The following is a 23,352-nucleotide window of genomic DNA, read 5'->3' on the forward strand; positions in this document are numbered from 1 at the left end:
CCGGGTTATGAAGCCGTCGCGATGGGAGGGCCGCAGACTTTGCCGACAACCACACGTCTCAGGTCGCCGAGGATGGGGCAGGCCGCGATCTTCTTCGCTTTGTTCAGCAACGTGGTCGGACAGACCTTCCTCCTGGCCGTGCTGCCGCCGATGGGACGGCGCCTCGGTTTCTCCGATATCGAGACTGCCTCGATCCTCAGCGTCTCGGCGCTCGTGCTGATCGTCGCGGCGCCGATCTGGGGCTATCTCAGCGAACGGATCGGGCGCCGGCCGGTTCTGCTGGCGGGCCTCGCGGGCGGCGCGCTCGGGCCCTGCGCATTCGGAGCGGTGGTCGGCCTGCGGCTCGACGATGCGATTCCCGTCGCCGCGGCCTTCGGGTTGTTCTTTGCCGCTCGCGTCGCTCAGATGCTGGTCACGGCCGGCCTGCTGCCGGCGGCTCAGGCCTACATGGCCGATACGACCCCGCCCGATCGGCGGGCCGGCGGGATGGGGCTGATCGGAGCCGCCTACGGCCTCGGCGCCATCGGAGGGGCCCTGCTCGCCTGGCAACTGGCCGATCGCTTCATGCTCGCCTTCGGGTTGGTCGCGGGGCTCGTCGGCCTCGCCTTCGCGGCGATGCTCCTGCTGCTCCCGGAGCCCGCCCGGCACGCGCGCGAGGCGGAGGCCGGCCGCCTCGAGATCGGGCGCATCTGGCCCTGCATGGCCATCACCCTCGTCGCATTTTCCTCCTACAGCATCGTCCAGCAGGTCCTGGCGCTGCAGCTTCAGGACGTCCTCGGCTTCTCGTCCGAGGCCTCGATCGCGCGGGCGGGCCGGGCGCTGATGCTGGCGGCGCTGGCGATGGTCGTGGTGCAGACGCTGGTGATGCGCTTCTTCCTCGGCAGGCCCGAGCATCTGCTGGTCGTCGGCACGGCCCTCGGCGCCCTCGCCATGCTGCTCTGCGGCTGGGCGCGGAGCTATGGCGAGATCACGGCCGTCCTCGCCCTGTTCGGTGCTGCGCTCGGCTGCATCTTTCCCGGCAATCTCGCGATCATCAGTCTTCGCTCCGGGACGGGAGCGCAGGGCAAGGCGGCGGGCTGCAACATGATCGCCCAGGGCTTCGGCCTGATGATCGGCCCCCTGATCGGTGCGGTGCTGCATCAGGTCTCGCCGCAGGCGCCCTTTGCCGCCGCGGCGGCCTTTCTCACTCTGGCCTTCGCCATCGCCGTCGCGACCGTCCGGATGCGGGCGAGGGGGTAGGCGGCCGTCATCTGCCGGCGGGGGGCGGGCGGTCAGTCCCAGCCGGCCCGGGCGCGTTCGCGCATGCCGTCGATGAAGAGACGGAGGGCGGGCATCCGGGCGCGGCTGGCATGGAACAGCAGGTGGACCGGAACCGGGGGCGGGGCATGGTCGTCCAGCACGCTGCAGAGCGTGCCCGCGGCGAGGGCCTCGGCGGCCTGGTAGCTCAGCACGTTCGTCATCCCGAGCCCTGCCGCAGCGGCGGCGATCTGGGCGTCGATCGAGGTCACGGTCAGCCGCGGCGCGATCCGGATGGCGTCCATCCCGGGTCCGAAGCGCCATTGAGCGCCGGTCCGGATGGTGTCGCCTGCGATGAGATCGTGCCCGGCAAGATCCTGCGGCCGAGCCGGACGGCCCCTGTCGGCGAGATAGGCCGAGCTCGCGACGATGACCTGCCGCACCGATCCGATGGCGACCGTCCGGAGGCTGCTGTCCTGCAACTCGCCGATCCGGACGGCCACGTCGATCCCCTCCTCGACGAGGCGGATGTTGCGGTCGAGCAGCATGAGCCGCGCCTTCATCTCCCGATATCCGGCGAGGAGGCTCGCGAGGACAGGGAGGACGTGCAGGCGGCCGAAGACGACGGGGGCCGTGACGTGCAACTCGCCCTGAGGGGTCGACTGCCCGCCCATCACGACGCGCTCCGTCTCCTGCAGTTCGGCCAGGATCTCGCGCGCCCGGTCGAGCAGGGCGACGCCCTCGCCGGTCAGGGCGAGGCTGCGGGTCGAGCGGCGGAACAGCGAGACCCCGAGATGCCGTTCGAGCGCGGCGATCATGCGCGTCACGGCAGGCGGGGAGGAGCCGAGATGGCGTGCGGCCGCGGCGAAGCCGCCCTGATCCGCAACGGCGACGAAGGTCTGCAAAGCCGCGAAGCGGTCCATCGGCAGGGCTCCGCAATTATTCCGTAAAGTGGAATTCTGAAGTGAACGCTTGGCTTATTATAGGCGCCGAGTGAAGCGATTATCTTCCGACCATGTCCAAGGCCTATTTCCATCACCTCTTCGGCGAGACGGCGCGTGCGCTTCAGGCGGAAGCCGGCTCGCGAGCCAGCTATGCGAGGCGCGAAGCCGCCTCGCCGGAGGATCGCGATGCGCTGACGGAGCGGGAATTGTCGTTCCTGGCCGCCCGTGACAGCGTCTATCTCGCCAGCGTCGCCGCGGAGGGCTGGCCCTATATCCAGCACCGCGGCGGGCCGGTGGGCTTCATCAGGGCCCTCGGCGACAACCGGATCGGCTTCGGCGACTATGCCGGCAACCGCCAGTACATCTCGCGCGGCAACCTGATCGAGCGGGAGCGGGTGGCCCTCTTCGCGATGGATTATGCGGCGCGCCGCCGCCTCAAGCTCATCGGCCATGCCCGCCTCGTCCCCGCCTCGGAGGATCCGGACCTCGTCGCCCGCGTCGCGCATCCCGACGCTCCGGCAGCCGAGGCCGTCATGGTCATCGACGTCGTGGGCTTCGACTGGAACTGTCCGCAATTCATCGAGCCGCGCTTCACGCAGGCCGAGGTCCGGCACGCCGTCCGCCCGCTCCTGGCGGAGAATGCGAGCCTGCGGGCCGAACTCGCGCGTCTGAAGGGAGACGCAGCCTGAGGGCGCGAGGGCGAGCTTCCGCTTTCGGGGAGGGCGGGCGGCATTCCGGCCGCTCCGGCTGCCTTGACTCTTTCATCGGGCAGGAGCGTTATAAGAACAAACCAGGAACATTATGACCTTCCGCCATGCCCGATCTGTCTGCGTTGAAACGCGCCATCGCGGCGCTCGAACCCGATTCCGCCCTCCGGCCCGCCGATCTCTTCGCCTTCGGCGAGCCGGGGATCGACGGCCCGCTGGGCGGCGGGCTCGCGCGGGGCGCGCTGCATGAGGTCTATGCCCGCCGCGTCTCGGTCAGCGCGTCGGCGGCGGGTTTCGGGCTCTGCCTCGCGCTCCGGGCCGGGGAGGGGCGGCCGCTCGTCTGGGCCCGGCAGGATTTCGTCGATGTCGAGACCGGTGCCCTCCACGGGGAGGGCATCGCGGAATTCGGCGGCGATCCCGACCGGATCGTCGTCGTCAGGCCCCGGGACGCGACCGGCGTCCTGCGGGCCGCCCACGAGGCCGTCCGCTGCGCCGCGATCGGGGCTGTCCTCGCCGAGATCTGGGGCGAGCCGAAGGTCGCCGATCTCCGGGCGAGCCGGCGGCTCGGTCTCGCGGCGGCGGGGTCCGGGGTGACGCTCGTCCTCATCCGCCGGGGCGCCGCCCCCCAGCCGAGCGCGGCCGCGAGCCGCTGGAGCGTCGAGGCGGCGTCCTCGACCCCGCTCGAGGCGGGTGCTCCCGGTCCGCCGGCCTTCGATGTCGAGTTGTTGCGTCATCGGGCGGGATGTCCGCCCCGGCATTGGCGTCTGGAGTGGGATCGTGACAGCCTGTCCTTCGCGGCCCCGCCGCTACCTCGCCCTGTGGTTCCCCTTCCTGCCGATCGAACGGTCGCGGCAGCGGACGGAACGCCCTGGCGCCTCGCCGGGTGAGGGCGCACCAACTCCCCTCGTCCTCGCGACCCCCGTCAAGGGCGCGCTGCGGATCGCGGCGGCGAGCCGGGAGGCGCTGGCGCTTGGGATTTCGCCGGGGCTCGCCCTCGCCGATGCGCGCGCCCGGGTGCCGAACCTCGCCGTGCGCGACCATGAGCCGGAGGAGGATGCGGCCTTCCTCGTGCGGCTTGCGCAGATCTGCGACCGCTGGACGCCGCTCGTCGCGCCCGCGCCGCCGGACGGGCTGATCCTCGACGTGACGGGCTGCGCGGCTCTCTTCGGCGGCGAGGAGCGCCTGCGGGACGATGTCCTGCGCCTCTTTCGCGCCGGCGGCCTCACCGTGCGGGCCGCGCTGGCGGGCACGCCGGAGGCCGCCCGCTCCCTCGCACGCCATGGACGGGTTGCGATCGTGCCTCCGGGAGAGGAAGGGCTGGCCTTGCGCCCCCTGCCGGTCGCCGCCCTCGGCCTCGCGGAGACGGAGCGGATCGCGCTGTCGCGCGCGGGTCTGAAACGCATCGGCGATCTCGCCGATCTGCCCTCGGCCGCGCTGGCGTCGCGCTTCGGCGAGGAGATCAATGCCCGCCTCCGGCGGCTCCTCGGCCGCGAGGATCTCCGGCTCACGCCCCTGCGCCCGCCGCCGCCCTACCGGATGGACAGGCTCCTCGCCGAGCCGATCGGCGACCTGACCATGGTCGAGCAGGTGCTGGACGACCTCGTGCGGGAGGCCGTCGCGCGGCTGGAGGCGGAGGGCCGGGGTGGGCGGGTCTTCGAGGCGGATGTCTTCCGGACGGACGGGGCGGCGCGGCGCATCGCCGTCTCGACGGGCCGTCCCTCGCGCGACGCCCCGGCCATCCTGCGCCTCCTCCGCGAGAAGCTCGACGCGCTCGCCGACCCGCTCGATCCCGGCTTCGGCTTCGACCTCGTCAGGCTTTCCATCCCCGTCGTCGAGCCGCTCGCCCAGGCGCAGGCGGGGCTGGACGGCCGGGCGGTCGAGGAGGACGAGGTCTCCGATCTCGTCGACCGTCTCGTGGCGCGGTTCGGTCCCCGGCGCGTCCTCCGCTTCGTCGCCGCCGACAGCCACGATCCGGTCCGCGCCTCGCAGTTGCGGCCGGGGAGCTTTCCTCCTCAGAGCCTGACGGGACAGAGGCCTCCCTCCCTGCGTCATGCTGAGGAGCGTCTGGAGGCCGCGCCTCGAAACACGCCCCAACAGGTCCGAGCGTGCTTCGAGACGCATCGCTGCGCGACGCTCCTCAGCATGACGCAGGGAGGGAGGGGCCGATCGGTCCCGAGCCGGAAGGAGCGGGGAGGGGCCGTATCCGGATTTCTCCAGCCCGCCCCCCTCGAGCCGCCCACACGCCCGCTCCAGGTCTTCGATCCGCCCCAGCCGATCGAGACGATCGCGGAGTTGCCGGACGGGCCGCCGCTCCGCTTCCGCTGGCGGCGCGTGCTGCATCGGGTGGTGCGGGCCGAGGGACCCGAGCGCATCGCCGCCGAATGGTGGCGCGCGCCCGACGATCCGACGCGCGACTATTACCGGGTCGAGGACGACGAGGGCCGCCGCTTCTGGCTCTACCGCGCCGGGCTCTACGGCCGGGAGACGGATCGCCCGCTCTGGTATGTGCACGGGCTGTTCGCATGAGCGCGGCCGGTGTCCCGTCCTATGCGGAGCTCGTGGCCGCGACCAATTTCTCTTTCCTGCGCGGCGCCTCGCATCCGCAGCACATGGTGCTGGCCGCCCTCCTCCTCGGCCAGAGCGGGATCGGCATCGCCGACCGCAACACCGTCGCGGGGGTGGTGAGGGCCCATAGCGCATTGCGCCAGCTTCGCGAGGACGGCGCGCCGCCTCCGGAAAAGGTGCGCGAGGGGTCGGGGCCCGGCGAATACACCCTCGTCGAACCGTCTTCCGCTCTCGACCTCGTCCTGACGGAGGAGGAACTGAAAAGCCGCGCCAAGGCATTCCGGCTCGCGGTCGGGACGCGGCTCGTCTTCGCCGACGGCACGCCCGACATCGTCGCCTATCCGACCGACCGGGTCGCCTGGGGGCGCCTCTGCCGCCTCCTCAGCCTCGGCAACGGCCGGGCGAAGAAGGGCGAGTGCATCCTCCGGCTGGAGGATCTCCTCACCGACACGACCGGCCTCCTCCTGATCGTCGTGCCGCCCGCGCGGCCTGAAGGGCTCGGGACGATCCTCGATCAGGCCGCCGAGGCCGCGCCGGGCTCGCTCTGGCTCGGGGCCGCCATGCACCGGCGCGGGAGCGACCTGCGCCGCCTCGAACGCCTGAAGGCCATTGCGCGGGCAGCCGGCATCCCGCTCCTCGCCGTCAACGACGCGCTCTACGACACGCCGGAGGCGAGGGACCTGCAGGACATCCTCACCTGCATCCGCGAGGGCGTGACGATCGAGACCGCCGGGCGCCGGCTGGAAGCCAATGCCGAGCGTCACCTGAAGACCCCTTCGGAGATGGCGCGCCTGTTCCGGACGGCCCCGGAGGCGCTCGCCGAGACGCAGGATCTCCTGGCCCGCATCGACTTTTCCCTGGACGAGCTGAAATACGTCTATCCCGACGAGCCCATCCCGCCCGGCTGGACGCCGCAGGCCTGGCTCGAGAGCCTCACCTGGCGCCATGCCGCGATCCGCTATCCAGGGGGAATCCCGGACAAGGTCGAGAGATTGCTGCGCGACGAACTCGTTCTGATCCGGAAGCTCGACTACGCGCCCTATTTCCTCACCATCCACGACATCGTCCGCGTCGCCGAGGACAAGGGCATCCTCTGCCAGGGGCGCGGCTCGGCCGCCAATTCCGCCGTCTGCTTCTCGCTCGGCATCACCTCGGTCGACCCGGCCGAGAACGACGTCCTCTTCGCGCGCTTCATCTCCGAGGAGCGGCGCGAGCCCCCCGATATCGACGTCGATTTCGAGCACGAGCGCCGCGAGGAGATCATCCAGCACATCTACCGTCGCTATGGGCGCGAGAAGGCCGGCATCGCCGCGACCACCATCTGCTACCGCCCGCGCAGCGCGATGCGCGAGGTCGGCAAGGCGCTCGGCCTCACCGAGGACATCACGGCCCGCCTCTCCTCCACGCAATGGGGGAGCTGGGACAGGATCGACGATCGGCGCATCCGCCAGGCGGGGCTCGATCCGCAGAACCGGGTCCTCCGCCGGGCGCTCGATCTCGCGCGGCGCCTCCTCGGCTTCCCGCGCCATCTCTCCCAGCATGTCGGCGGCTTCGTCCTGACGCGCGGGCGGCTCGACGAGACGGTGCCGATCGGCAACGCCGCCATGCCCGAGCGCACCTTCATCGAATGGAACAAGGACGACATCGACGAGCTCGGCCTGATGAAGGTCGACGTGCTCGCCCTCGGCATGCTGACCTGCATCCGCAAGGCCTTCGACCTGATCCGTGCGCACGAGGGCCGCGACATCCAGCTCGCCGACATCAAGAGCGAGGACGACGATACGGTCTACGCCATGCTCCAGCGCGGCGAGTCGCTCGGCGTCTTCCAGGTCGAGAGCCGGGCGCAGATGAACATGCTGCCGCGCCTGAAGCCCCGCACCTTCTACGATCTCGTCATCCAGGTCGCGATCGTCCGCCCCGGCCCGATCCAGGGCGACATGGTCCATCCCTATCTGCGGCGGCGGGCGAAGATCGACGCGGTCGACTATCCCAAGCCGGGACCTCCGCACGATCCGAACGAGCTGAAAAACGTGCTCGAGAAGACCCTGGGCGTCCCGCTCTTCCAGGAACAGGCGATGAAGCTCGCCATGGTCGCCGCCGAGTTTTCGGATTCGGAGGCGAACCAGTTGCGGCGCGCCATGGCGACCTTCCGCAATGTCGGCACCATCGGCACCTTCGAGGCGATGATGGTCGAGCGGATGGTGGGGCGGGGCTACGAGCGGGCTTTCGCGCAGCGCTGCTTCGAGCAGATCAAGGGCTTCGGCTCCTACGGCTTCCCCGAGAGCCACGCCGCCTCCTTCGCGAAGCTCGTCTACGTCTCCTCCTGGATCAAGCACTACTACCCCGCCGTCTTCGCGGCGGCGCTGCTCAATTCCCAGCCGATGGGCTTCTACGCGCCGGCGCAGATCGTGATCGACGCGCAGCAGAACGACGTCGAGGTGCGCCCCATCGACATCAATCACAGCACCTGGGACAACATTCTGGAGCGCGGGGAGGGCGGCGCGCTCGCGCTCCGGCTCGGCTTCCGGCAGGTCGATGGAATCGGCGACAAGGAGGGACCGTCCATCGCCTCGAAACGGGGGGCGGGCTACCCGGATGTCGAGACGCTGCGGACGCGCGCAGGCCTGTCAGCCCGCACCCTGCGGCGCCTCGCCGACGCGGATGCCTTCCGCTCGATCGGCCTCGATCGGCGGGCGGCCCTCTGGGCGGTGCGGCGCCTGCCCGACGATTCCCCGCTCCCGCTCTTCGCCGCGGCGGATGCGCGCGAGCTCGGGAGCGATCCCGACGTGCGGCTGCCGACGATGCGGCTCGGCGAGCATGTCGCGGCCGATTACCAGACCACCCGCCTGTCGCTGAAGGCCCATCCGATGGCGATCCTGCGGCCCGTCTTCCGGGCCGAAGGCATCGCGAGCGCCGCGGAGACTTCCCTGAAAGGCGACGATTCCTGGTCCCGGACGGCGGGCATCGTCCTCGTCCGCCAGCGGCCGGGCAACGGCAAGGCGATCTTCGTCACGCTCGAGGACGAGACGGGGATCACCAATGTCGTGATGTGGGCCTCGGTCTTCGAACGCTTCCGCGGCCCGGTGATGAGCGCGCGGCTGATGCTGGTCGAGGGGCGGGTCCAGAAGAGCCCGGAAGGGATCGTCCACCTGATGGCCCGGCGCATCCTCGACCGGAGCGGCGACCTCGCCCGCCTGTCCGAGGACCACGATCCGACGCTCACGCTCTCGCGAGCCGACGAATTCGTGCATCCCCAGCATCCGCGCAATCTTTCCGGCCACCCCCGGAACGCCCGGGTCATGCCGAAATCCCGCGACTTCCATTGAGGCCGCCGCCGGGGCGATCCGGCTAAGGCTTCGCCCCGGCCGGGATCGGGGGCTCCTCCTTCAGCAGCGTGATCGTCACGCGCCGGTTGGCCGCGATATACGGGTTGTCCGGGAACATCGGGTCGGTATCCGCCTTGCCGGCGATCGAGGCGAAGCGGTCGTCCGGCACGCCGTTCTCCGCCAGGATCGAGCGGACCGCCGTCGCCCGCGCGGCCGAGAGGTCCCAGGCCGGGCCTTCGGGCTTCTGTCCGGCCCGCGGTGCGGCCGTGTGCCCGGTGATGGCGACGCGCTGGCTGCCCCGCCGCAGCGTCGGCGCGACGGCTTCGAGGATCTGCCGCAGCCGGTCGTAGGGCTTGGCCGAGCCCGCTCCGAACATCGAGCGCCCGTCATGATCGACGAGCGAGACGTTGAGGCCGTTCGGCGTGTCCTCGAAGACGATGTGCTTCGAGAGTTCGGCGATGTCGGGCAGCGCCTGGAGGGCCTGCCGGAGCGAGGCCGCGGCGAGCGAGGTGCCTCCCGGCCGCCCGGGAAGGTCGCGCCCGTCCGGATCGTGATGGTCGCTGCGCGGGGAGGGGCGGTCCGTCGACATCTCGGGCGGCACGTCGCGCGCGTTGCGCACATGGCCGTCCTGGACCGGCAGCCCGCCGACCTCGACGATGCCGGAATAGCGGCTCTCCTTGGAGACGCCGAAGGCGTCGCGCATCGAGCCGGCGACGAGCTGGAGCTTCTTCTGGTCCTGCGTCGAATAGGCGGCGATCATGACGAAGAAGCTCATCAGGAGCGCCATCAGATCGGCGAAGGTCACGAACCAGCCGTGACCGCCATGGTCCCCGCCGCCCTTCTTCTTGCGCGCCATCGGCCGGGCCTCAGGCCGCCTCGGCCAGTTCGTGCCGGGTGTGCTCCGGCAGGTAGGCGACCAGCATCTCGCGGATCAGCGAGGGGCTCTTCGCGTCGCGCAGCAGCAGCACCCCGTCGATGATGAGCGTGCGCGAGATGTCCTCCTCCTCCTTCTTGACGTGCAGCTTGTCGGCGATCGGCAGGCAGAACATGTTCGCGATCACCGCCCCGTAGAGCGTCGCGAGGAGGGCCGTCGCCATGGCGGGGCCGAGCTTCGAGGGGTCCGACATGTTGGCGAACATCGTCACCATGCCGACGATGGTGCCGATCATCCCCCAGGCCGGCGCGCAGTCGCCATAGGCGCGGTACACCTTCGAGCCCTCGTCGAGATGCTGGAGGAAGATGTCGCGGTCCGTCTCCATCGTCGTTCGGATGAATTCCTTGTCGTAACCGTCGACGATGTAACGGATTCCTTGCGCCAGGAACGGGTCCGGGATCTCGACCGATTCGAGAGCCATCGGGCCGCCCTTGCGCATGATGTCGGCGATCTTCGTTAGCTCCTCGATCAGCGCGCGGGGATGCATCGCGCGGCCGCCGAAGGCGAACTTGATCCCCATCGGCAGGCCGTGGGCGATGACCGAGAACGGGAACCGCGTCATCGTCGCGGCGGTCGCGCCGCCGAAGATGACGAGGACGGCGTGCTTGTCGAAATAGGCGGCGAAGTTGCCGCCATCCATCATGATCAGGCCGACGACGACGCCGACCCCCCCCAGAAGCCCTGCGGCTGTTGCGATGTCCATGAGTCGGGGGCAGTCCGGAAGGGCGCGATGAGGCACGCTAGGCGGACCCGCTAAAGGAAGCGTAAAGGTTACCGCCCTGCTGCCTCGATGGCGGCGAAAGAGGCGGTCATGAGCCAGAACCCCGGCGCGCCCGCTCTTCCGGCGGAGGTCCCGACCTTCGAAAGCTTCGCGCGGATCGCCGAGACGGATCTCTACGCGCCGCTGCCCGACGATTGGATCGTCGGCACGGCCGACATCGTCGATTCGACGCTCGCCATCGAGGCGGGCCGCTACAAGACGGTGAACATGGCCGGCGCGGCCGTGATCGCCGCGGTCTCGAACGCCGTCGGCCAGCGCGACTATCCCTTCGTCTTCGGCGGGGACGGGGCGAGTTTCGCCGTGCCGCCGCCATGGGCGGAGGCCGCGCGCGGCGCGCTCGCCGCGACGGCGACCTTCGTCGAGGAGGAGTTCGGCTTGTCCCTCCGCGTCGCCGCCGTGCCGGTCGCCGCGATCCGCGAGGCGGGGCTCGACCTGCGCGTTGCGCGGTTCGCGGCCTCCCCGCATGTCAGCTACGCGATGTTCTCGGGCGGCGGCCTCGCCTGGGCCGAGGAGCAGTTGAAGGCCGGGCGCTTCGCCGTGCCGAAGGCGCCGGCCGGGTCGCGGCCGAATCTCGATGGCCTGACCTGCCGCTTCGACGCCGTACCCTCGCGGCGCGGGGTGATCCTGTCGCTGATCGTCCGCCCGCGCCCTGCCGGCGATCCGGAGCGCTATCGCGCGACGATCGCGCGGGTGCTCGCGCTTGTCGGGAGGGCGCGGGACGAGGGCCGGCCCTTGCCGGCGCAGGGTCCCCGCTTCGGCGCGCCGACGCGCTGGGTCGGCAGCGAGGCCCGGATCGCGGCGCCGCCCGGACGGGGGCGCTGGGCGACGCGGATCGGACTCGTGCTGCGCGGCATCCTCGCCTATGTGTCGCTCACTTTCCGCATCCCCGTCGGACGTTTCGATCCCGCGCGCTACATGGCCGACCTCGTCGCGAATTCGGATTACCGGAAGTATGACGACGGTCTGCGCATGACGATCGATTGCGCCCCCGAGGTCGCCGACGCGATCGAGGCCTTTCTCGCCGAGGCGGCCGGGCAGGGGGATGCCCTGTATGGGCTCCACCGTCAGGATGCGGCGCTCGTGACCTGCATCACGCCCTCGCCCTTCGAGCGGGACCATATCCATTTCATCGACGGGGCGGCGGGCGGCTATGCCCAGGCGGCGCTCCGGCTCAAGGCCAGCATGTCATGATCGCGTCGCCCCAAGCCCTCGCCGGAGCCGCCGGCTCCGCGATGCCTCTCCCGCCCGTCCTGCCGGAGGGGCTGACCGGACCCGGCCGCCGCACCCTGATCATGGGCGTCCTGAACGTGACGCCCGACAGCTTCTCCGACGGCGGCCGGTTCGCGCGGCGTGACGATGCGATCGCGCAGGCGCTCCGGCTCGAGGCCGAGGGCGCGGCGATCGTCGATATCGGCGGTGAATCGACCCGGCCGGGCCACGCCCCGGTCTCCGCAGCCCAGGAGATCGCCCGTGTCGTCCCCGTGATCGAGGCGATCGCGCCCCGCCTTGCCGTGGCGGTCTCGATCGACACCTACAAGGCCGAGACGGCGCGGGCGGCGCTCGCGGCCGGTGCCCGGATCGTCAACGACGTCTGGGGCCTGCAGCGCGATCCCGCGATCGCCGAGGTCGCCGCCGAGTTCGGCGCGCCGGTCGTCGTCATGCACAACCGCGAGGCGCCCGATCCCTCGGCCGACGTGATCGACGAGTTCCGGCGCTTCTTCGACATCTCGATCGGGATCGCGCGCCGGGCCGGCATCCCGGACGGGCACATCATCCTCGATCCGGGCATCGGCTTCGGCAAGACGCCCGCGCAGCAGATCGACGCGCTGCGGCGCCTTCCGGAGCTTTGCGCCTTCGGTTTCCCGGTCCTCGTCGGCGCCTCGCGGAAATCCATCCTCGGCCGCATTGCCGATCGCGAGACGCGGCCGGACGAGCGCCTTCATTCCTCGATCGCCGCCCATGTCCTCGCGGCCTCCCTCGGCGCCGCGATCGTGCGGGTCCACGATGTCGGCCCCCATCGCGAAGCGCTCCGCGTGATCGACGCGGTGATGCACGGATCGACGGCACTCCGGGAGCCCGCATGAGCGATCGCATCATCGTCGATCGCATCGCGGTCTTCGCCCATCACGGCGTGCTGCCGGAGGAGCAGAAGACGGGACAGCGCTTCTACGTCTCGCTCGATTGCGAACTCGATCTCCGGGACGCCGCGTCCCGCGACGATATCGGCGCGAGCGTGAACTACGCCGAACTCGCCGGCCGCGCCGCCGCCATCGCGGGCTCGCGCCGCTTCTTCCTGATCGAGGCGCTCGCCCAGGCCATCGCCGAGGATGCGCTCGCCGCCTTCGCCCGGATCGAGGCGATCACGGTGCGTGTCGACAAGCCGAGCGCCCCCGTGCCGCATCTGCTGGAGGGCATCGCGGTCGTGATCACGCGGCGCCGTGGCTGAGCCCGGCCCGGCCGAGCGCGAAGCCTGGCTCTCGCTCGGCGCCAATCTCGGCGACCGGGAGGCCGGTCTTCGCGAGGCCGTGCGGCGCCTCGGGGCGACGCCCGGGATCGTCGTCGAGGCGGTCTCCAGCCTCTATGAGACGCCGCCCTGGGGCGATGCCGACCAGGGCCCGTTCCTCAACTGCGCGGCCGCGATCCGGACCACGCTCGCGCCGCAGGCGCTGCTCGGCGCCGCGAAGGCGATCGAGGCCGCGATCGGGCGGACGGAGACGCGGCGCTGGGGGCCGCGCGTGATCGATATCGACATCGTGCACATGGCCGGGATCGCGCTCTCGGACGAGACCCTGACCCTTCCCCACCGCCATTGGCGCGAGCGCGCCTTCGTCCTCGTGCCGCTGGCCGAGATCGCACCGGAACTCGTGATCGATCGGACGGCCGTCACGGCGGCGCTGGCCGCCTGCGACGTCTCGGGCATCCGGCGACTGGACGGGGAGACAAGAGCATGACGCGCCTGACCGACGACGCGATCGAGGCCGCCCTCGTGCGCCTTCCCGGATGGCACCGCGACGGCGAGGCGATCGTGCGGATTGTCGCGCTGAAGGGGTTCATGCGTCCGCTGCTGCTCGCGAACGCGATCGGCCATCTCGCCGACCAGGCGGACCATCATCCCGAACTCACCGTCGCCTGGGGCTCGCTGACGATCCGCCTCTGGACGCATGTGGCGGGCGGCCTGACGCAGCGCGACTTCGACCTGGCGGAGCGGATCGACAGGATCGTGGACGTCCCGCGATGAGGCGAACCGGCGGCGCCCGGCTGCCGGCGGCCGCGACGTTCCCGCAGCGTCAGCTCGCCTTCGCGGCCCCTTCCGACTGGCTAGTCTTGCCGCCGATCGCCTCCGCGATCTGCTGAAGCGCCGTCTGGACAGGCTCGAGACCGCCGACATTCATGGCGCCCGGGCCGGGTGTCGGGAAGATCCCTTCGGTGACGAGCGACTTCAGGATCGCGAAGTTCAGCTCGCTCTGAACGCGGCCCTGTTTCGACACGTCGTCGACGAAGCAGACGAGGTCGAATTCGAGGAACGTGTCGCCGATCTTCTTGAAGAAGACGCGGGGCGGCGGCTCCTTCATCACGTCGGCATTGGACGTCGCCTGTTCCACGAGAAGCTCGGCGGCCCTCACCGGGTCCTGCGTGCGCGCGACGTTGATGCTGATGACGATGCGGCTGATGGTGTCCTGCCGCATGCGGTTCTTCACCGTGCCGGAGATGAGGCTGGAATTGGGCACGATGAGCGTCGAGCGGTCGAAGGTCTGGATCTCGGTCGCCCGCACGCTGATCTTGCGGACATGCCCCTCGTCCCCGCCGACGACCACGAGATCGCCGACCCGGATCGGCCGTTCCCAGAGCAGGATGAGGCCCGAGACGAAGTTGTTGACGATCGATTGCAGGCCGAACCCGATACCGACCGACAGCGCTCCGGCCACGATCGCGATCCGCTCGAGGGAAAGACCGAGATAGGCCATGGCCGCACCGGCGGCGAGGAAGAAGCCGAGATAGCCGGCCGCGGTCGAGAGAGAGTTTCGGAGGCCGGCATCGAGATCGGTCGTCGGCAAGAGTGTCGACGAGAGCCAGCGCTGGACGAGACGCGTCGCTCCCATCACCGCGCCGAACAGCAGGAAGGCGCTGATTATGGTCGAGAGGGAGATCGTCACGTCGCCGATCCGGAAGCCGAAGAAGGCCAGGCGGAAGCTGGACGTGAAATCGTCGGACTGGATGCCCCAGGATGCGAGGGCCAGCATCGCGGCGGAAACCCAGAGCATCACCCGGATCACGCCGCTCGCCACCACGCCGAGCTGCTGCAGGGCCTTGCGGCGAAGGCCGAGATTGGTCTGCAGGATGGTCGAGATGCGACTGTCCTGCTCCAGCGTGCCGCCGATGAAGTGGTCGCAGGCCTTGAGGGCGAGATAGAGGATCCCCGCCAGCGAGGCGATCCAGGTGATCTGGTCGAGAAGGAAGCTCGAGAACGCCACGTAGCCGGCGATGGTCCCGCCGATGATGAGGATCACCAGAAGCCAGCCCAGCATCCGGATCGGGCCGGCGACGGCCGCGCCCGTCGGGATGTAGGGGCCGAGGCAGGCATCCTCCGGCGGGGCATTCTCCGCAGCCAGTCGGTGGAGCAGAAGAGCGAGGGCAGCGGCCGCGACGATCGCGGTGATGCTTTTGACGGCGATGCTGAGCGGCAGCCCGGCGGCGATGGCTTGGTTCACGGAATCGGCGATGCGCCCGATCACGACGATCAGAGCGAAGGTGGCGCTGAGCGCGAAAATGGGAGTGATGACGGAATCGGGCATCTCGACCAGCCGCCAAGCCGGTCGGCTCGGAGCGAAGATCGCGTCGATCAGACCCCGCACGAACGCCAGGAAGGCGATGCCGGCGAGCAGCGTCCAGGCGACAGGGACCGCCCGGATCGGCAGCACGTCGAGAAGAATGAGCGCCTGGTAGAGGACGATGCTCGCGAGCACCGCCGGCAATGTTTCGACCGCGAGAACCCCGAGCGCCGAGAGGATCTTGCGCCCGGCGCTGACGCGGGTGACGTCGGGGTCGCGGTGGATGAGGCGCGGGATGAACTTCCGCCGGACGATGTGGAGGCCGATGCAGATGCCGAGCGCCAGGGCGAGGAGCCCGTTCGTCGCCGGCGAGGATCGCAACTGGAACCGCCAATGTGCATCGTGGGCGAGCATCTCCAAGGCCGCGAGGTCGCGCGGGAAACTGCTGGCGGCCGCCACCCACAGGCTCGGGCTGAGGATGCTGTAGCTGCGTTGGAACAGCGCCCGCGTGAAGGTTGCGCGGCGGCGGTCGCTGATCTGTGCCGTCAACTGCTCGGCCTGAACCAGAAGCGCACGGCTCCGCTTCAGGATGTCGTCGAGCTGACCGACCTCCGCCGTGCGCTCCACCCTGTCGCGGGCGACCTCGGCGCCTTCCGCTTCGCTGGGCTTCGGTCCGAGCTGGTTCAGGCGAACGCGCGCCGCATCGAGCTTCGGTTCGAGGCCGAGGATCGTCTGCCGCAGGCGATCCGTGAGCGGATCGACGAAGGCGCGCAGTTCCTGAAGACGGTCGCTGGTGGCCTCCGGATCCGCCGCGTCCTTCTCGGCGCGCTCGATATCCTTTCGGATGCCGTCCAGCGTGGCCTGGAGTTCCTTGATCTCCGGCGACGGCTCCGGCGGCGCAGGGGCGGGCGCCGGGGCAGGGGCCGGAGTTGCTGGCGCCGCGGGCGCTTCGGCCGGGGCTGCGGCGGGTGGGCGGTTCGCGACGGGAGCCTGAGCTTCGAGGGGAAGCGCACCGGCGATGAGAACCAGAACGACGAGAAGGAGCGTCAGAGCCCCCGTGAAGAACGGTCTGAAGGTCATGCGGCTCCGCCCGGGACACTGGCGCCGAATCGGGACGGGCGCCCGAGAGCGCCCGTCCATCACGCGATTCGTAGGGGAAGAATAGGGCAGGGCAAGGACCCGGCCCCCGCCTTATTGCGGGTTCGCGCCGCCCTGCGGAGCCGCCTCGCCTTGCGGGTTCGCCGACGGAGCGGCCGGAACCGGGTAGGCCGGATTGCCGGCCGGGACTCCGGACGTATTCGACGACGAAGTCGAACCCGTGGTGGCCGGCTGCTCGCTCGGCGGGGAGGTCGTCCCGCTCCATCCGACCATGGTGATCAGATAAACCCCGACCAGCGCGAGGCTGGCGATGAGCACGTACAGAACCGGCCGCCCCGGAGGAGCCTGTCTTGCCTTGTCGTCCTCGACCACTTTGGTCATGACGCACCTCTCTCCTTTGCGTTGCTGCCTTTGGTCGGCAACTCGGGCCTGCTGGACAGGTTCCGATCTTCGTCCGGAAGCCTTCAGCCCCGGCGGCGGGAGGCGGGCGTTTTCGCGGGAGGCAGCGACTGACGGAGCTCGGTCAGGCTCGCCCACGGATCGCGCTTCAGCGAGGCGAGGCGCGCCGGCACCGTCTCGGTCGTGTAGGACGAGGGTTTCAGCGAGGCCTTGAGTTCGCTCCAGTCGAGCGGCACCGCCACGGGCGCGCCCGGCCTGGCACGGCTCGAATAGGCGGCAATCGCCGTCGCGCCGCGCCCGTTGCGCAGGTAGTCGACATAGATCAGTCCCCTGCGCGCGCTCTTCGAGGCTTTTGCGATGTAGCGGCCCGGATCGTCAGCCGCCATCTCGTCGGCGAGGGCCTTGGCGAAGGCCTTGACCTCCGGCCATGGGGCCTCGCCCGAGAGAGGCACCACGACGTGCAGCCCCTTGCCGCCGGTCGTCTTCACGAAGCTTTCGAGCCCGAGCGTGCGGAGCCGCTCCCGCACGTCCTTCGCGGCGGCCATCACCTCGGCGAAGGCGACGCCCTCGCCCGGATCGAGATCCATGGTGATCCGGTCCGCCCGTTCGACGTCGGCCATGGTGCAGCCCCAGGGGTGGATCTCGAGCACGCTCGCCTGGACCAGCGCAACGACGCCGGCGATGTCGCGGACGTAGAGCACTTCCTCCTCGCCCTTCGCCTCCCGGACGGTTTCGCGCAGGATGTGGTCCGAGAGACCGGCCCAGGAATGCTTCTGAAAGAAGCACTGCCCGTCGAGCCCGCCGGGGCAGCGCACGAGCGAGAGCGGGCGATCGGCGACATGCGGCAGCAGCCAGGCGGCGATGCTCTCGTAGAATTCCGCGAGGCGCTGCTTGGTGATGCCCGCATCGGGCCAGAGCACGCGCTCCGGGTGGGTGAGAGCGACGCCGGCGATCTCGGCCGTTCCGCTGCGGGGACGCTTGACCGCCGCGTTCGCGGCGGGTCTCGCCGGCTTCCGGGCCGCCGTCTCGGCGGGCAGGTCGCGGGGGCGCTCGCGCACGACCTCGTCCGGGCTCTTGTCCTCGCGCAGGCCCTTGAACGCGGCCTGACGCAATCGGCCATCGTCGGTCCAGCCCCGGAACTCCGCCTCGGCGACGAGCGCGGGCTCGACCCAGACGACGTTGCGCCGCTCGTCCGTGCTCGGCCGCGCCGCGAGCACCGGCGTCTTCCGGCGCAGCGGGTCGAGACGCTTGAACAGGTCGCGGGCGATCTCGGCGGTGTAGCCGGTGCCGGCCCGGCCCGCGAGCCGGAGATCGCCTTCCTCGTGATAGGCGAGGACGAGCGAGCCGACCGCGCGGCGTGAGGCGGAGGACGGCATGAAGCCGACGATCACGAATTCCTGACGCTCGGTGCACTTGACCTTGAGCCAGTCGTCGCCGCGACCCGACCGATAGGGGCGGTCGCGCCGCTTCGAAATGATGCCTTCGAGGCCGAGCCGGCACGCGCTGCGCACCATGGCCTCGCCGTCCGCCTCGAGATGTTCGCCGAGGCGGAGGTGCCCGGTGCCGCCCGCCGGAACGAGGTCCGCGAGCCGGGCCTTGCGCTCCTCGAGGGGGAGCGGGCGGAGGTCGTGGCCCTCGAGATGGAGAAGGTCGAACGCATAGAAGACGGCCTCATGCGCGATCTTTCCGTTCGTGTCGGACAGAGCCTGCTGGAGGGCGGAGAAGCTCGCGACGCCGTCCTCGCCCTCGATCACGGCTTCCCCGTCGAGGATCGCGGTCGATACCGGAAGCGCTGCGACGGCCTCCGCGATGGCGGGAAACCGCTTCGTCCAGTCCAGCCCGCGCCGTGTCGTCAGCCGGACGCCTTTGGCGGTCTTGAAGGCGATCAGACGGTAGCCGTCCCACTTGATCTCGTGCAGCCAGCGGTCGCCCTTCGGGACGACCGTCGCGAGGGTCGCGAGGCAAGGTTCGACGGAGCGGGGCATCGGCGCCTTGGCCGCCGTCTCGGTGTTCTTCCCCTCCTCATCCTGAGGTGCGCCGCGGAGCGGGGCCTCGAAGGACGTACCTCGGCTGCGCGTGCTTCGAGGCCGGCCTTTGGCCGGCACCTCAGCATGAGGAGGATTGGAATCCGTCCCGCCCTTCGCTCGCGCAGCGGAGCGTGACGGGGGCTTGGTGGCGCCCGCCTTCCGCGCCTCCGCCGCGACGCCGCGGCTCGAATCCCAGACCTTGCCCGACGCGTCGCCCGCGATCTCGCTCATGCTCCGGCCGGTCGCGACGGAGAGGGGCTTCTCGTCGAGGATATCGGGCTCGCCCTCGCCGCGCGCCGCCTCGTCCTCCGTCTTGATGAGGAGCCAGTTCTCGCGCGTCTCGCCCGGCTTTCCCTTCATCCGGACGAGATGCCAACCCCCGGAGAGCTTCTCGCCGTCGAGCCGGAACTCGAGATGGCCCTTGGCATAGCCCTTCCGGGCATCGCCCTCCGGAAGCCAGTGGCCACGATCCCACAGCAGCACCGTGCCGCCGCCATACTGGCCCTGCGGGATCGTGCCTTCGAAGCTGTTGTACTCGACCGGGTGGTCCTCGACATGGACCGCGAGCCGCTTCTCGCCCGGTGAAAGGCTCGGTCCCTTCGTCACGGCCCAGCTCTTCATCACGCCGTCGAGTTCGAGCCGAAGATCGTAATGGAGGCGCGTCGCGTCGTGCTTCTGGACGACGAAGGCGAGCCCGTCTCCGGCCTTGCGCCGCTCGCGGCCCTTCGGTTCGGCCGTCCTGTCGAAATCGCGCTTGGCGCGGTAGGCCGCAAGCTTCGCCATTCCGACCGAACGCCGCCGCCCCAGCGCCCGTTCCCTCGTGCGCTCAGCGACGATGGTGCAGGCTGACCACGGCCCCGCTTTCGGCTAAGCATGGCGTATGGCGACTTCGTTCCTCAACGATCTGATGCAGACCCTGAGCGATCGGGGCCGCTCCTGGATCGGCCGGCCGCGGGAGGCTGCCCGTCCGGGCGATCTCGCCGAACTCGGCGATGCGCTGCTCTCACGTCGCGGCGAAGCCTCGGGGGTCGTGCTGGCGCGCGCTCTTCTCGACGGCTATGCGGCCGCCCCCCTCGCGGCACGGCTCGCCTTCCTGACCGCGCTCGCGGACCGGTTCGGGCCAGATCGCGAGAGGCTCGACCGGGCCATCGCCGCCTATCAGGCCGATCCGACGGCGCGGGCGATGCACGAGCTTCAGGAGGCGGCCGAGCCGCGCCGGCAGGAACTCGTGCGCCGCCTCAATCTCGCGCCCGGCGGCACCGCCGCGCTCGTGCGCATGAGGCAGGAACTGCTCGGCCATCTGAAGTCGCGCCCCGATCTCGCCGAGGTCGACCGCGACTTCACGCATCTCCTCTCGTCCTGGTTCAACCGCGGCTTCCTGGTGCTGCGTCCGATCGACTGGACGACGCCCGCCAACATCCTCGAGCGCATCATCCGCTACGAGGCCGTGCACGCGATCGACGGTTGGGAGGATCTGCGCCGCCGGCTCGAACCCGCGGACCGGCGCTGCTACGCCTTCTTCCATCCCCAGCTCGTCGACAAGCCGCTGATCTTCGTCGAGGTCGCGCTGACGAACGGCATTCCCCGCGCCATCGCTCCCCTGCTCGATTCGAACCGCCTGCCGCAGCGGGCCGAGGATGCCGACACCGCCGTCTTCTATTCGATCTCGAATACGCAGAAGGGGCTCGCCGGCGTCTCCTTCGGCCACTTCCTGATCAAGCAGGTGGTCGAGGAACTGAAGCGCGACCTGCCGAACCTCAAGACCTTCGTCACGCTCTCGCCCGTGCCGGGCTTCGCGCGCTGGCTCGACAGCGAGCGCCGGCTCGATCATTCGCGCTATTTCAACGCCGACGCGAAGGAGGTGCTGTCCGCCCTCGACACGCCCGGCTGGCATCAGGACAAGGCCATCGCCGAGCGCGTGCGCGCGGAGCTTCTGCCCGCCGCGGCGGCCTACTTCCTGCGCGCCCGCAGTCCAGGCGGCCGGCCGGTCGATCCGGTGGCGCGTTTCCATCTCGGCAACGGCGCTCGGCTCGAATTCCTGAACTTCCTCGGCGATCTCTCCGAGAAGGGGTTGAGCCAGGCCCACGGCCTGATGGTGAATTACCGCTACGATCTCGACGAGATCGAGCGCAACCACGAGCTCTATGCGGAGAAGGGCGACGTCGTCGCCGCGCCTGGCGTCCGCAAGCTCGTCAAGGCCGAGGCGCCGGTCCGCGAATTGGCGTGAGGCCTCGGCACAGCCGGCAGCCCGCCATGCCGGGAGGCCGATCCCGGCTCCCGATATGCTCATGTCGAGGTCGCCGGCACAGCCGGCCCTCGAAGCACGCGGCACCGTTGTGGGTCCTTCGAGGCTCGGCGTCGCCGAGCACCTCGGAATGACGAGCAGCGTGAGTCTGGGGCGAGGCTCAAGCCGGAGCCCGTAATTTCTTTGACTCGCCAGGCCGCGCCTGCCGCGGCGCTTGTTCTCGCCGCCGGAACGGCGCTATCTCGGTTCCCTGCCCGAGCGATCCTTCCGAGAGCGAGCCCGTGAACGCGAACCTTTTCCAGCACATCTCCGACGCCGTCCAGGAGACAGGCAAGGTCGCGATCGAGGCCAGCGACCGGAACTGGACCTATGAGGACCTGTTTCTCGCCGCGGGCCGCACCGCGAACGCGCTCGTTGCGAGGGGCGTCGTGCCGGGGGATCGTGTCGCCGCGCAGGTCGAGAAGTCGGTCGAGGCGCTCGTGCTCTATCTCGGGTGCCTGCGTGCCGGCGCGGCCTTCCTGCCGCTGAACACCGCCTATACCCCGGCTGAGGTCGAGTATTTCGTCACCGATGCCGAGCCGGCCCTCGTCGTCTGCGATCCCGCCCGGGCCGAGGCCGTGAAGGGGTTTGCCGGCAAGGCCGCCGTCGAGACCCTGGATGCGAAGGGGCGGGGGAGCCTCACCGATCTCGCCGCCGAGCAGTCGCATGCCTTCCCGACGGTGGTCGTCGGCGAGGATGACCTCGCCGCGATCCTCTACACCTCGGGCACGACCGGGCGCTCGAAGGGCGCCATGCTGACCCACGGCAATCTGGGTTCGAACGCCCTCACGCTCCGCGAATACTGGCGCTTCACGTCGAACGACGTCCTCATCCACGCCCTGCCGATCTATCACACGCACGGCCTGTTCGTGGCCTCGAACGTGGTGCTGCTCTCGGACGCCTCGATGATCTTCCGGCCGAAATTCGACGCCGACGAGGTTCTGAAGCTGATGCCCCGCGCGACCTCGATGATGGGCGTGCCGACCTTCTACACGCGCCTTCTGAAGAATCCCGGCCTCACCCCCGAGGCGACCAAGACGATGCGCCTCTTCATCTCGGGCTCGGCGCCGCTCCTCGCCGAAACCCATCGCGAGTGGCAGGAGAAGACCGGCCACGCCATCCTCGAACGCTACGGCATGACCGAGACGGGGATGAACACCTCGAACCCCTATGACGGCGACCGCATCGCCGGCACGGTCGGCTTCCCCCTGCCGGAGGTCGAGGTCCGGGTGGTCGATCCCGAGAGCGGCGCAGAGCTGGCGCAGGACGAAGTCGGCATGATCGAGGTGCGCGGCCCGAACGTGTTCAAGGGCTATTGGCGCATGCCGGAGAAGACCAAGGCCGAGATCAAGCCCGACGGCTTCTTCATCACCGGCGATCTCGGCAAGATCGACGAGCGCGGCTACGTGCACATCGTCGGGCGCGGCAAGGACCTCATCATCACCGGAGGCTTCAACGTCTATCCGAAGGAGGTCGAGAGCGAGATCGACGCGATCGCGGGCGTCGTCGAAAGCGCCGTGATCGGCATCGCCCATGCCGATTTCGGCGAGGCGGTCACGGCCGTCGTCGTGCCGACGCCCGATGCCAAGCTCGACGAGAAGGCGATCCTCGCCGCGCTCGACGGGCGTCTCGCCAAGTTCAAGCTGCCGAAGCGCGTGATCTTCGCGGACGACCTGCCGCGCAACACCATGGGCAAGGTGCAGAAGAACGTCCTGCGCGAGCAGAATGCCGGGCTCTACCAGGCCTGAGGAGCCGATCGCGAAGCGAACGGCGTCCCGGAGCACGCACGGGGCTTTCCGCGCCAAGGACGCGAATCTGAACGGCGGTCCCGCCGTTCAGGAGGACAGCGATCGGCTTGGATCGATCAGGACGCGGCCGGACGCAGCCCGTCTTCGGCGGGCAGGGCGTCGAAGGACGGCCGGGACAGGCGCCAGGGCCGGGTCATCGAGAGGCGGGCCACTTCGGAGGGGCGCAGCTTGCGCGCCGACCCGTCGGTGTTGATTTCCGAAATGTTAAGAAACCCGAAGACCTGAAGACGCGACGCCAGCGCTTTGGTCTCGCGGTCATCCGCAGCGACCATCATGGCGCCGCTGGTATACACCATATCCAGAAGACCTTTTTGCTCGGTCTTGCTCGACTTCAGCGCGCGGGGGCCAGGAAAGCGGATAACATTGGAGGAAACCGCGGCGGAAGAACTCATGGACGCAACTCACTGAGCGATTCGACACGCGCAATTTGATCCGAAACACTTAAGGCGTGGCTAACTCTGACCGCGCTCCCGA

19 protein-coding genes are annotated in these 23,352 nt (G+C 69.8%); 12 read left to right on the forward strand and 7 right to left on the reverse strand.

Annotated elements, in window-relative coordinates:
* The first annotated feature begins 72 nt into the window (after positions 1-72).
* Positions 73-1,239, forward strand: a complete 1,167-nt coding sequence (locus EV668_RS04540; RefSeq protein WP_166652340.1) for an MFS transporter — start codon at positions 73-75, stop codon at positions 1,237-1,239.
* Positions 1,240-1,271: 32 nt separating this feature from the next.
* Here the strand turns inward: EV668_RS04540 and EV668_RS04545 are convergent, their stop codons facing one another.
* Entirely contained in the window at positions 1,272-2,159 is an 888-nt protein-coding gene (locus EV668_RS04545; RefSeq protein WP_133768634.1) for a LysR family transcriptional regulator, read from the reverse strand.
* Between the two features lie 92 nt (positions 2,160-2,251).
* Here EV668_RS04545 and EV668_RS04550 point away from each other — a divergent pair, with 92 nt between their 5' ends.
* The 4 genes from EV668_RS04550 to EV668_RS04565 all read left to right on the forward strand — a co-directional run bounded on the left by EV668_RS04550 (position 2,252) and on the right by EV668_RS04565 (position 8,778).
* Positions 2,252-2,869 carry a pyridoxamine 5'-phosphate oxidase family protein gene (locus EV668_RS04550; protein WP_133768635.1) on the forward strand — a complete coding sequence of 206 codons (618 nt, stop codon included), beginning with the start codon at positions 2,252-2,254 and terminating at the stop codon, positions 2,867-2,869.
* 125 nt (positions 2,870-2,994) lie between these two features.
* Positions 2,995-3,774, forward strand: coding sequence for an ImuA family protein (locus EV668_RS25190; protein WP_133768636.1), 780 nt, complete (start codon positions 2,995-2,997; stop codon positions 3,772-3,774).
* On the forward strand, positions 3,665-5,413 hold the full coding sequence (locus EV668_RS04560; protein ID WP_133768637.1) for a Y-family DNA polymerase: 1,749 nt from the start codon (positions 3,665-3,667) through the stop codon (positions 5,411-5,413). The genes EV668_RS25190 and EV668_RS04560 overlap by 110 nt, the downstream gene beginning before the upstream one ends.
* Complete coding sequence (locus EV668_RS04565; RefSeq protein ID WP_133768638.1) at positions 5,410-8,778, forward strand: error-prone DNA polymerase; 3,369 nt, start codon at positions 5,410-5,412, stop codon at positions 8,776-8,778. The genes EV668_RS04560 and EV668_RS04565 overlap by 4 nt, the downstream gene beginning before the upstream one ends.
* Positions 8,779-8,800: 22 nt before the next feature.
* Here EV668_RS04565 and EV668_RS04570 read toward each other — a convergent pair whose 3' ends face one another.
* On the reverse strand, positions 8,801-9,634 hold the full coding sequence (locus EV668_RS04570; protein ID WP_133768639.1) for an OmpA/MotB family protein: 834 nt from the start codon (positions 9,632-9,634) through the stop codon (positions 8,801-8,803).
* 10 nt (positions 9,635-9,644) lie between these two features.
* Positions 9,645-10,415 (reverse strand): motility protein A, encoded by a 771-nt coding sequence (locus tag EV668_RS04575; protein WP_133768640.1) that lies wholly within the window; start codon positions 10,413-10,415, stop codon positions 9,645-9,647.
* A gap of 108 nt (positions 10,416-10,523) precedes the next feature.
* Between EV668_RS04575 and EV668_RS04580 the strand changes: the two genes are divergently transcribed.
* From EV668_RS04580 to EV668_RS04600, 5 genes are read left to right on the forward strand one after another with little or no spacing between them, the layout of a single operon-like run.
* Positions 10,524-11,684 carry a DUF3095 domain-containing protein gene (locus EV668_RS04580; protein ID WP_245512840.1) on the forward strand — a complete coding sequence of 387 codons (1,161 nt, stop codon included), beginning with the start codon at positions 10,524-10,526 and terminating at the stop codon, positions 11,682-11,684.
* 41 nt (positions 11,685-11,725) lie between these two features.
* A complete protein-coding gene (gene folP, locus EV668_RS04585) occupies positions 11,726-12,577 on the forward strand; it encodes a dihydropteroate synthase (protein WP_208111514.1) in 852 nt (283 codons plus the stop codon).
* Entirely contained in the window at positions 12,574-12,939 is a 366-nt protein-coding gene (gene folB / locus EV668_RS04590) for a dihydroneopterin aldolase (RefSeq protein ID WP_133768643.1), read from the forward strand. The genes folP and folB overlap by 4 nt, the downstream gene beginning before the upstream one ends.
* Complete coding sequence (gene folK / locus EV668_RS04595; protein ID WP_133768644.1) at positions 12,932-13,444, forward strand: 2-amino-4-hydroxy-6-hydroxymethyldihydropteridine diphosphokinase; 513 nt, start codon at positions 12,932-12,934, stop codon at positions 13,442-13,444. The genes folB and folK overlap by 8 nt, the downstream gene beginning before the upstream one ends.
* A complete protein-coding gene (locus EV668_RS04600) occupies positions 13,441-13,731 on the forward strand; it encodes a 4a-hydroxytetrahydrobiopterin dehydratase (protein ID WP_133768645.1) in 291 nt (96 codons plus the stop codon). Before folK ends, EV668_RS04600 begins: the two co-directional genes overlap by 4 nt.
* A 49-nt stretch (positions 13,732-13,780) precedes the next feature.
* Here the strand turns inward: EV668_RS04600 and EV668_RS04605 are convergent, their stop codons facing one another.
* The 3 genes from EV668_RS04605 to ligD form a co-directional block, all read right to left on the reverse strand.
* Positions 13,781-16,342 carry a DUF3772 domain-containing protein gene (locus tag EV668_RS04605; RefSeq protein ID WP_133768646.1) on the reverse strand — a complete coding sequence of 854 codons (2,562 nt, stop codon included), beginning with the start codon at positions 16,340-16,342 and terminating at the stop codon, positions 13,781-13,783.
* A 111-nt stretch (positions 16,343-16,453) separates the two neighbouring features.
* Entirely contained in the window at positions 16,454-16,741 is a 288-nt protein-coding gene (locus EV668_RS04610) for a hypothetical protein (protein WP_133768647.1), read from the reverse strand.
* An 83-nt stretch (positions 16,742-16,824) separates the two neighbouring features.
* Entirely contained in the window at positions 16,825-19,569 is a 2,745-nt protein-coding gene (gene ligD / locus EV668_RS04615; RefSeq protein WP_133768648.1) for a DNA ligase D, read from the reverse strand.
* Between the two features lie 97 nt (positions 19,570-19,666).
* Between ligD and EV668_RS04620 the strand changes: the two genes are divergently transcribed.
* The gene (locus tag EV668_RS04620; protein ID WP_133768649.1) at positions 19,667-21,013 is read left to right on the forward strand and encodes a malonyl-CoA decarboxylase; all 1,347 of its coding nucleotides are present in this window, start codon (positions 19,667-19,669) and stop codon (positions 21,011-21,013) included.
* A gap of 299 nt (positions 21,014-21,312) precedes the next feature.
* Positions 21,313-22,818 (forward strand): malonate--CoA ligase, encoded by a 1,506-nt coding sequence (locus EV668_RS04625; RefSeq protein WP_133768650.1) that lies wholly within the window; start codon positions 21,313-21,315, stop codon positions 22,816-22,818.
* Between the two features lie 116 nt (positions 22,819-22,934).
* Here the strand turns inward: EV668_RS04625 and EV668_RS04630 are convergent, their stop codons facing one another.
* On the reverse strand, positions 22,935-23,270 hold the full coding sequence (locus tag EV668_RS04630; RefSeq protein ID WP_133768651.1) for a hypothetical protein: 336 nt from the start codon (positions 23,268-23,270) through the stop codon (positions 22,935-22,937).
* Positions 23,271-23,352 lie beyond the last annotated feature (82 nt).

This window comes from Enterovirga rhinocerotis (genome assembly GCF_004363955.1).
GTDB lineage: Bacteria > Pseudomonadota > Alphaproteobacteria > Rhizobiales > Beijerinckiaceae > Enterovirga > Enterovirga rhinocerotis.

Bases quoted from the DNA above. Each gene is read 5' to 3' on its own strand.
- EV668_RS04540 (WP_166652340.1), top strand. From the start codon at position 73: ATGGGGCAGGCCGCGATCTTCTTCGCTTTGTTCAGCAACGTGGTCGGA.
- EV668_RS04545 (WP_133768634.1), bottom strand. From the start codon at position 2,159: ATGGACCGCTTCGCGGCTTTGCAGACCTTCGTCGCCGTTGCGGATCAG.
- EV668_RS04550 (WP_133768635.1), top strand. From the start codon at position 2,252: ATGTCCAAGGCCTATTTCCATCACCTCTTCGGCGAGACGGCGCGTGCG.
- EV668_RS25190 (WP_133768636.1), top strand. From the start codon at position 2,995: ATGCCCGATCTGTCTGCGTTGAAACGCGCCATCGCGGCGCTCGAACCC.
- EV668_RS04565 (WP_133768638.1), top strand. From the start codon at position 5,410: ATGAGCGCGGCCGGTGTCCCGTCCTATGCGGAGCTCGTGGCCGCGACC.
- EV668_RS04570 (WP_133768639.1), bottom strand. From the start codon at position 9,634: ATGGCGCGCAAGAAGAAGGGCGGCGGGGACCATGGCGGTCACGGCTGG.
- EV668_RS04575 (WP_133768640.1), bottom strand. From the start codon at position 10,415: ATGGACATCGCAACAGCCGCAGGGCTTCTGGGGGGGGTCGGCGTCGTC.
- EV668_RS04580 (WP_245512840.1), top strand. From the start codon at position 10,524: ATGAGCCAGAACCCCGGCGCGCCCGCTCTTCCGGCGGAGGTCCCGACC.
- folP (WP_208111514.1), top strand. From the start codon at position 11,726: ATGCCTCTCCCGCCCGTCCTGCCGGAGGGGCTGACCGGACCCGGCCGC.
- folB (WP_133768643.1), top strand. From the start codon at position 12,574: ATGAGCGATCGCATCATCGTCGATCGCATCGCGGTCTTCGCCCATCAC.
- EV668_RS04600 (WP_133768645.1), top strand. From the start codon at position 13,441: ATGACGCGCCTGACCGACGACGCGATCGAGGCCGCCCTCGTGCGCCTT.
- EV668_RS04605 (WP_133768646.1), bottom strand. From the start codon at position 16,342: ATGACCTTCAGACCGTTCTTCACGGGGGCTCTGACGCTCCTTCTCGTC.
- EV668_RS04610 (WP_133768647.1), bottom strand. From the start codon at position 16,741: ATGACCAAAGTGGTCGAGGACGACAAGGCAAGACAGGCTCCTCCGGGG.
- ligD (WP_133768648.1), bottom strand. From the start codon at position 19,569: ATGGCGAAGCTTGCGGCCTACCGCGCCAAGCGCGATTTCGACAGGACG.
- EV668_RS04620 (WP_133768649.1), top strand. From the start codon at position 19,667: ATGGCGACTTCGTTCCTCAACGATCTGATGCAGACCCTGAGCGATCGG.
- EV668_RS04630 (WP_133768651.1), bottom strand. From the start codon at position 23,270: ATGAGTTCTTCCGCCGCGGTTTCCTCCAATGTTATCCGCTTTCCTGGC.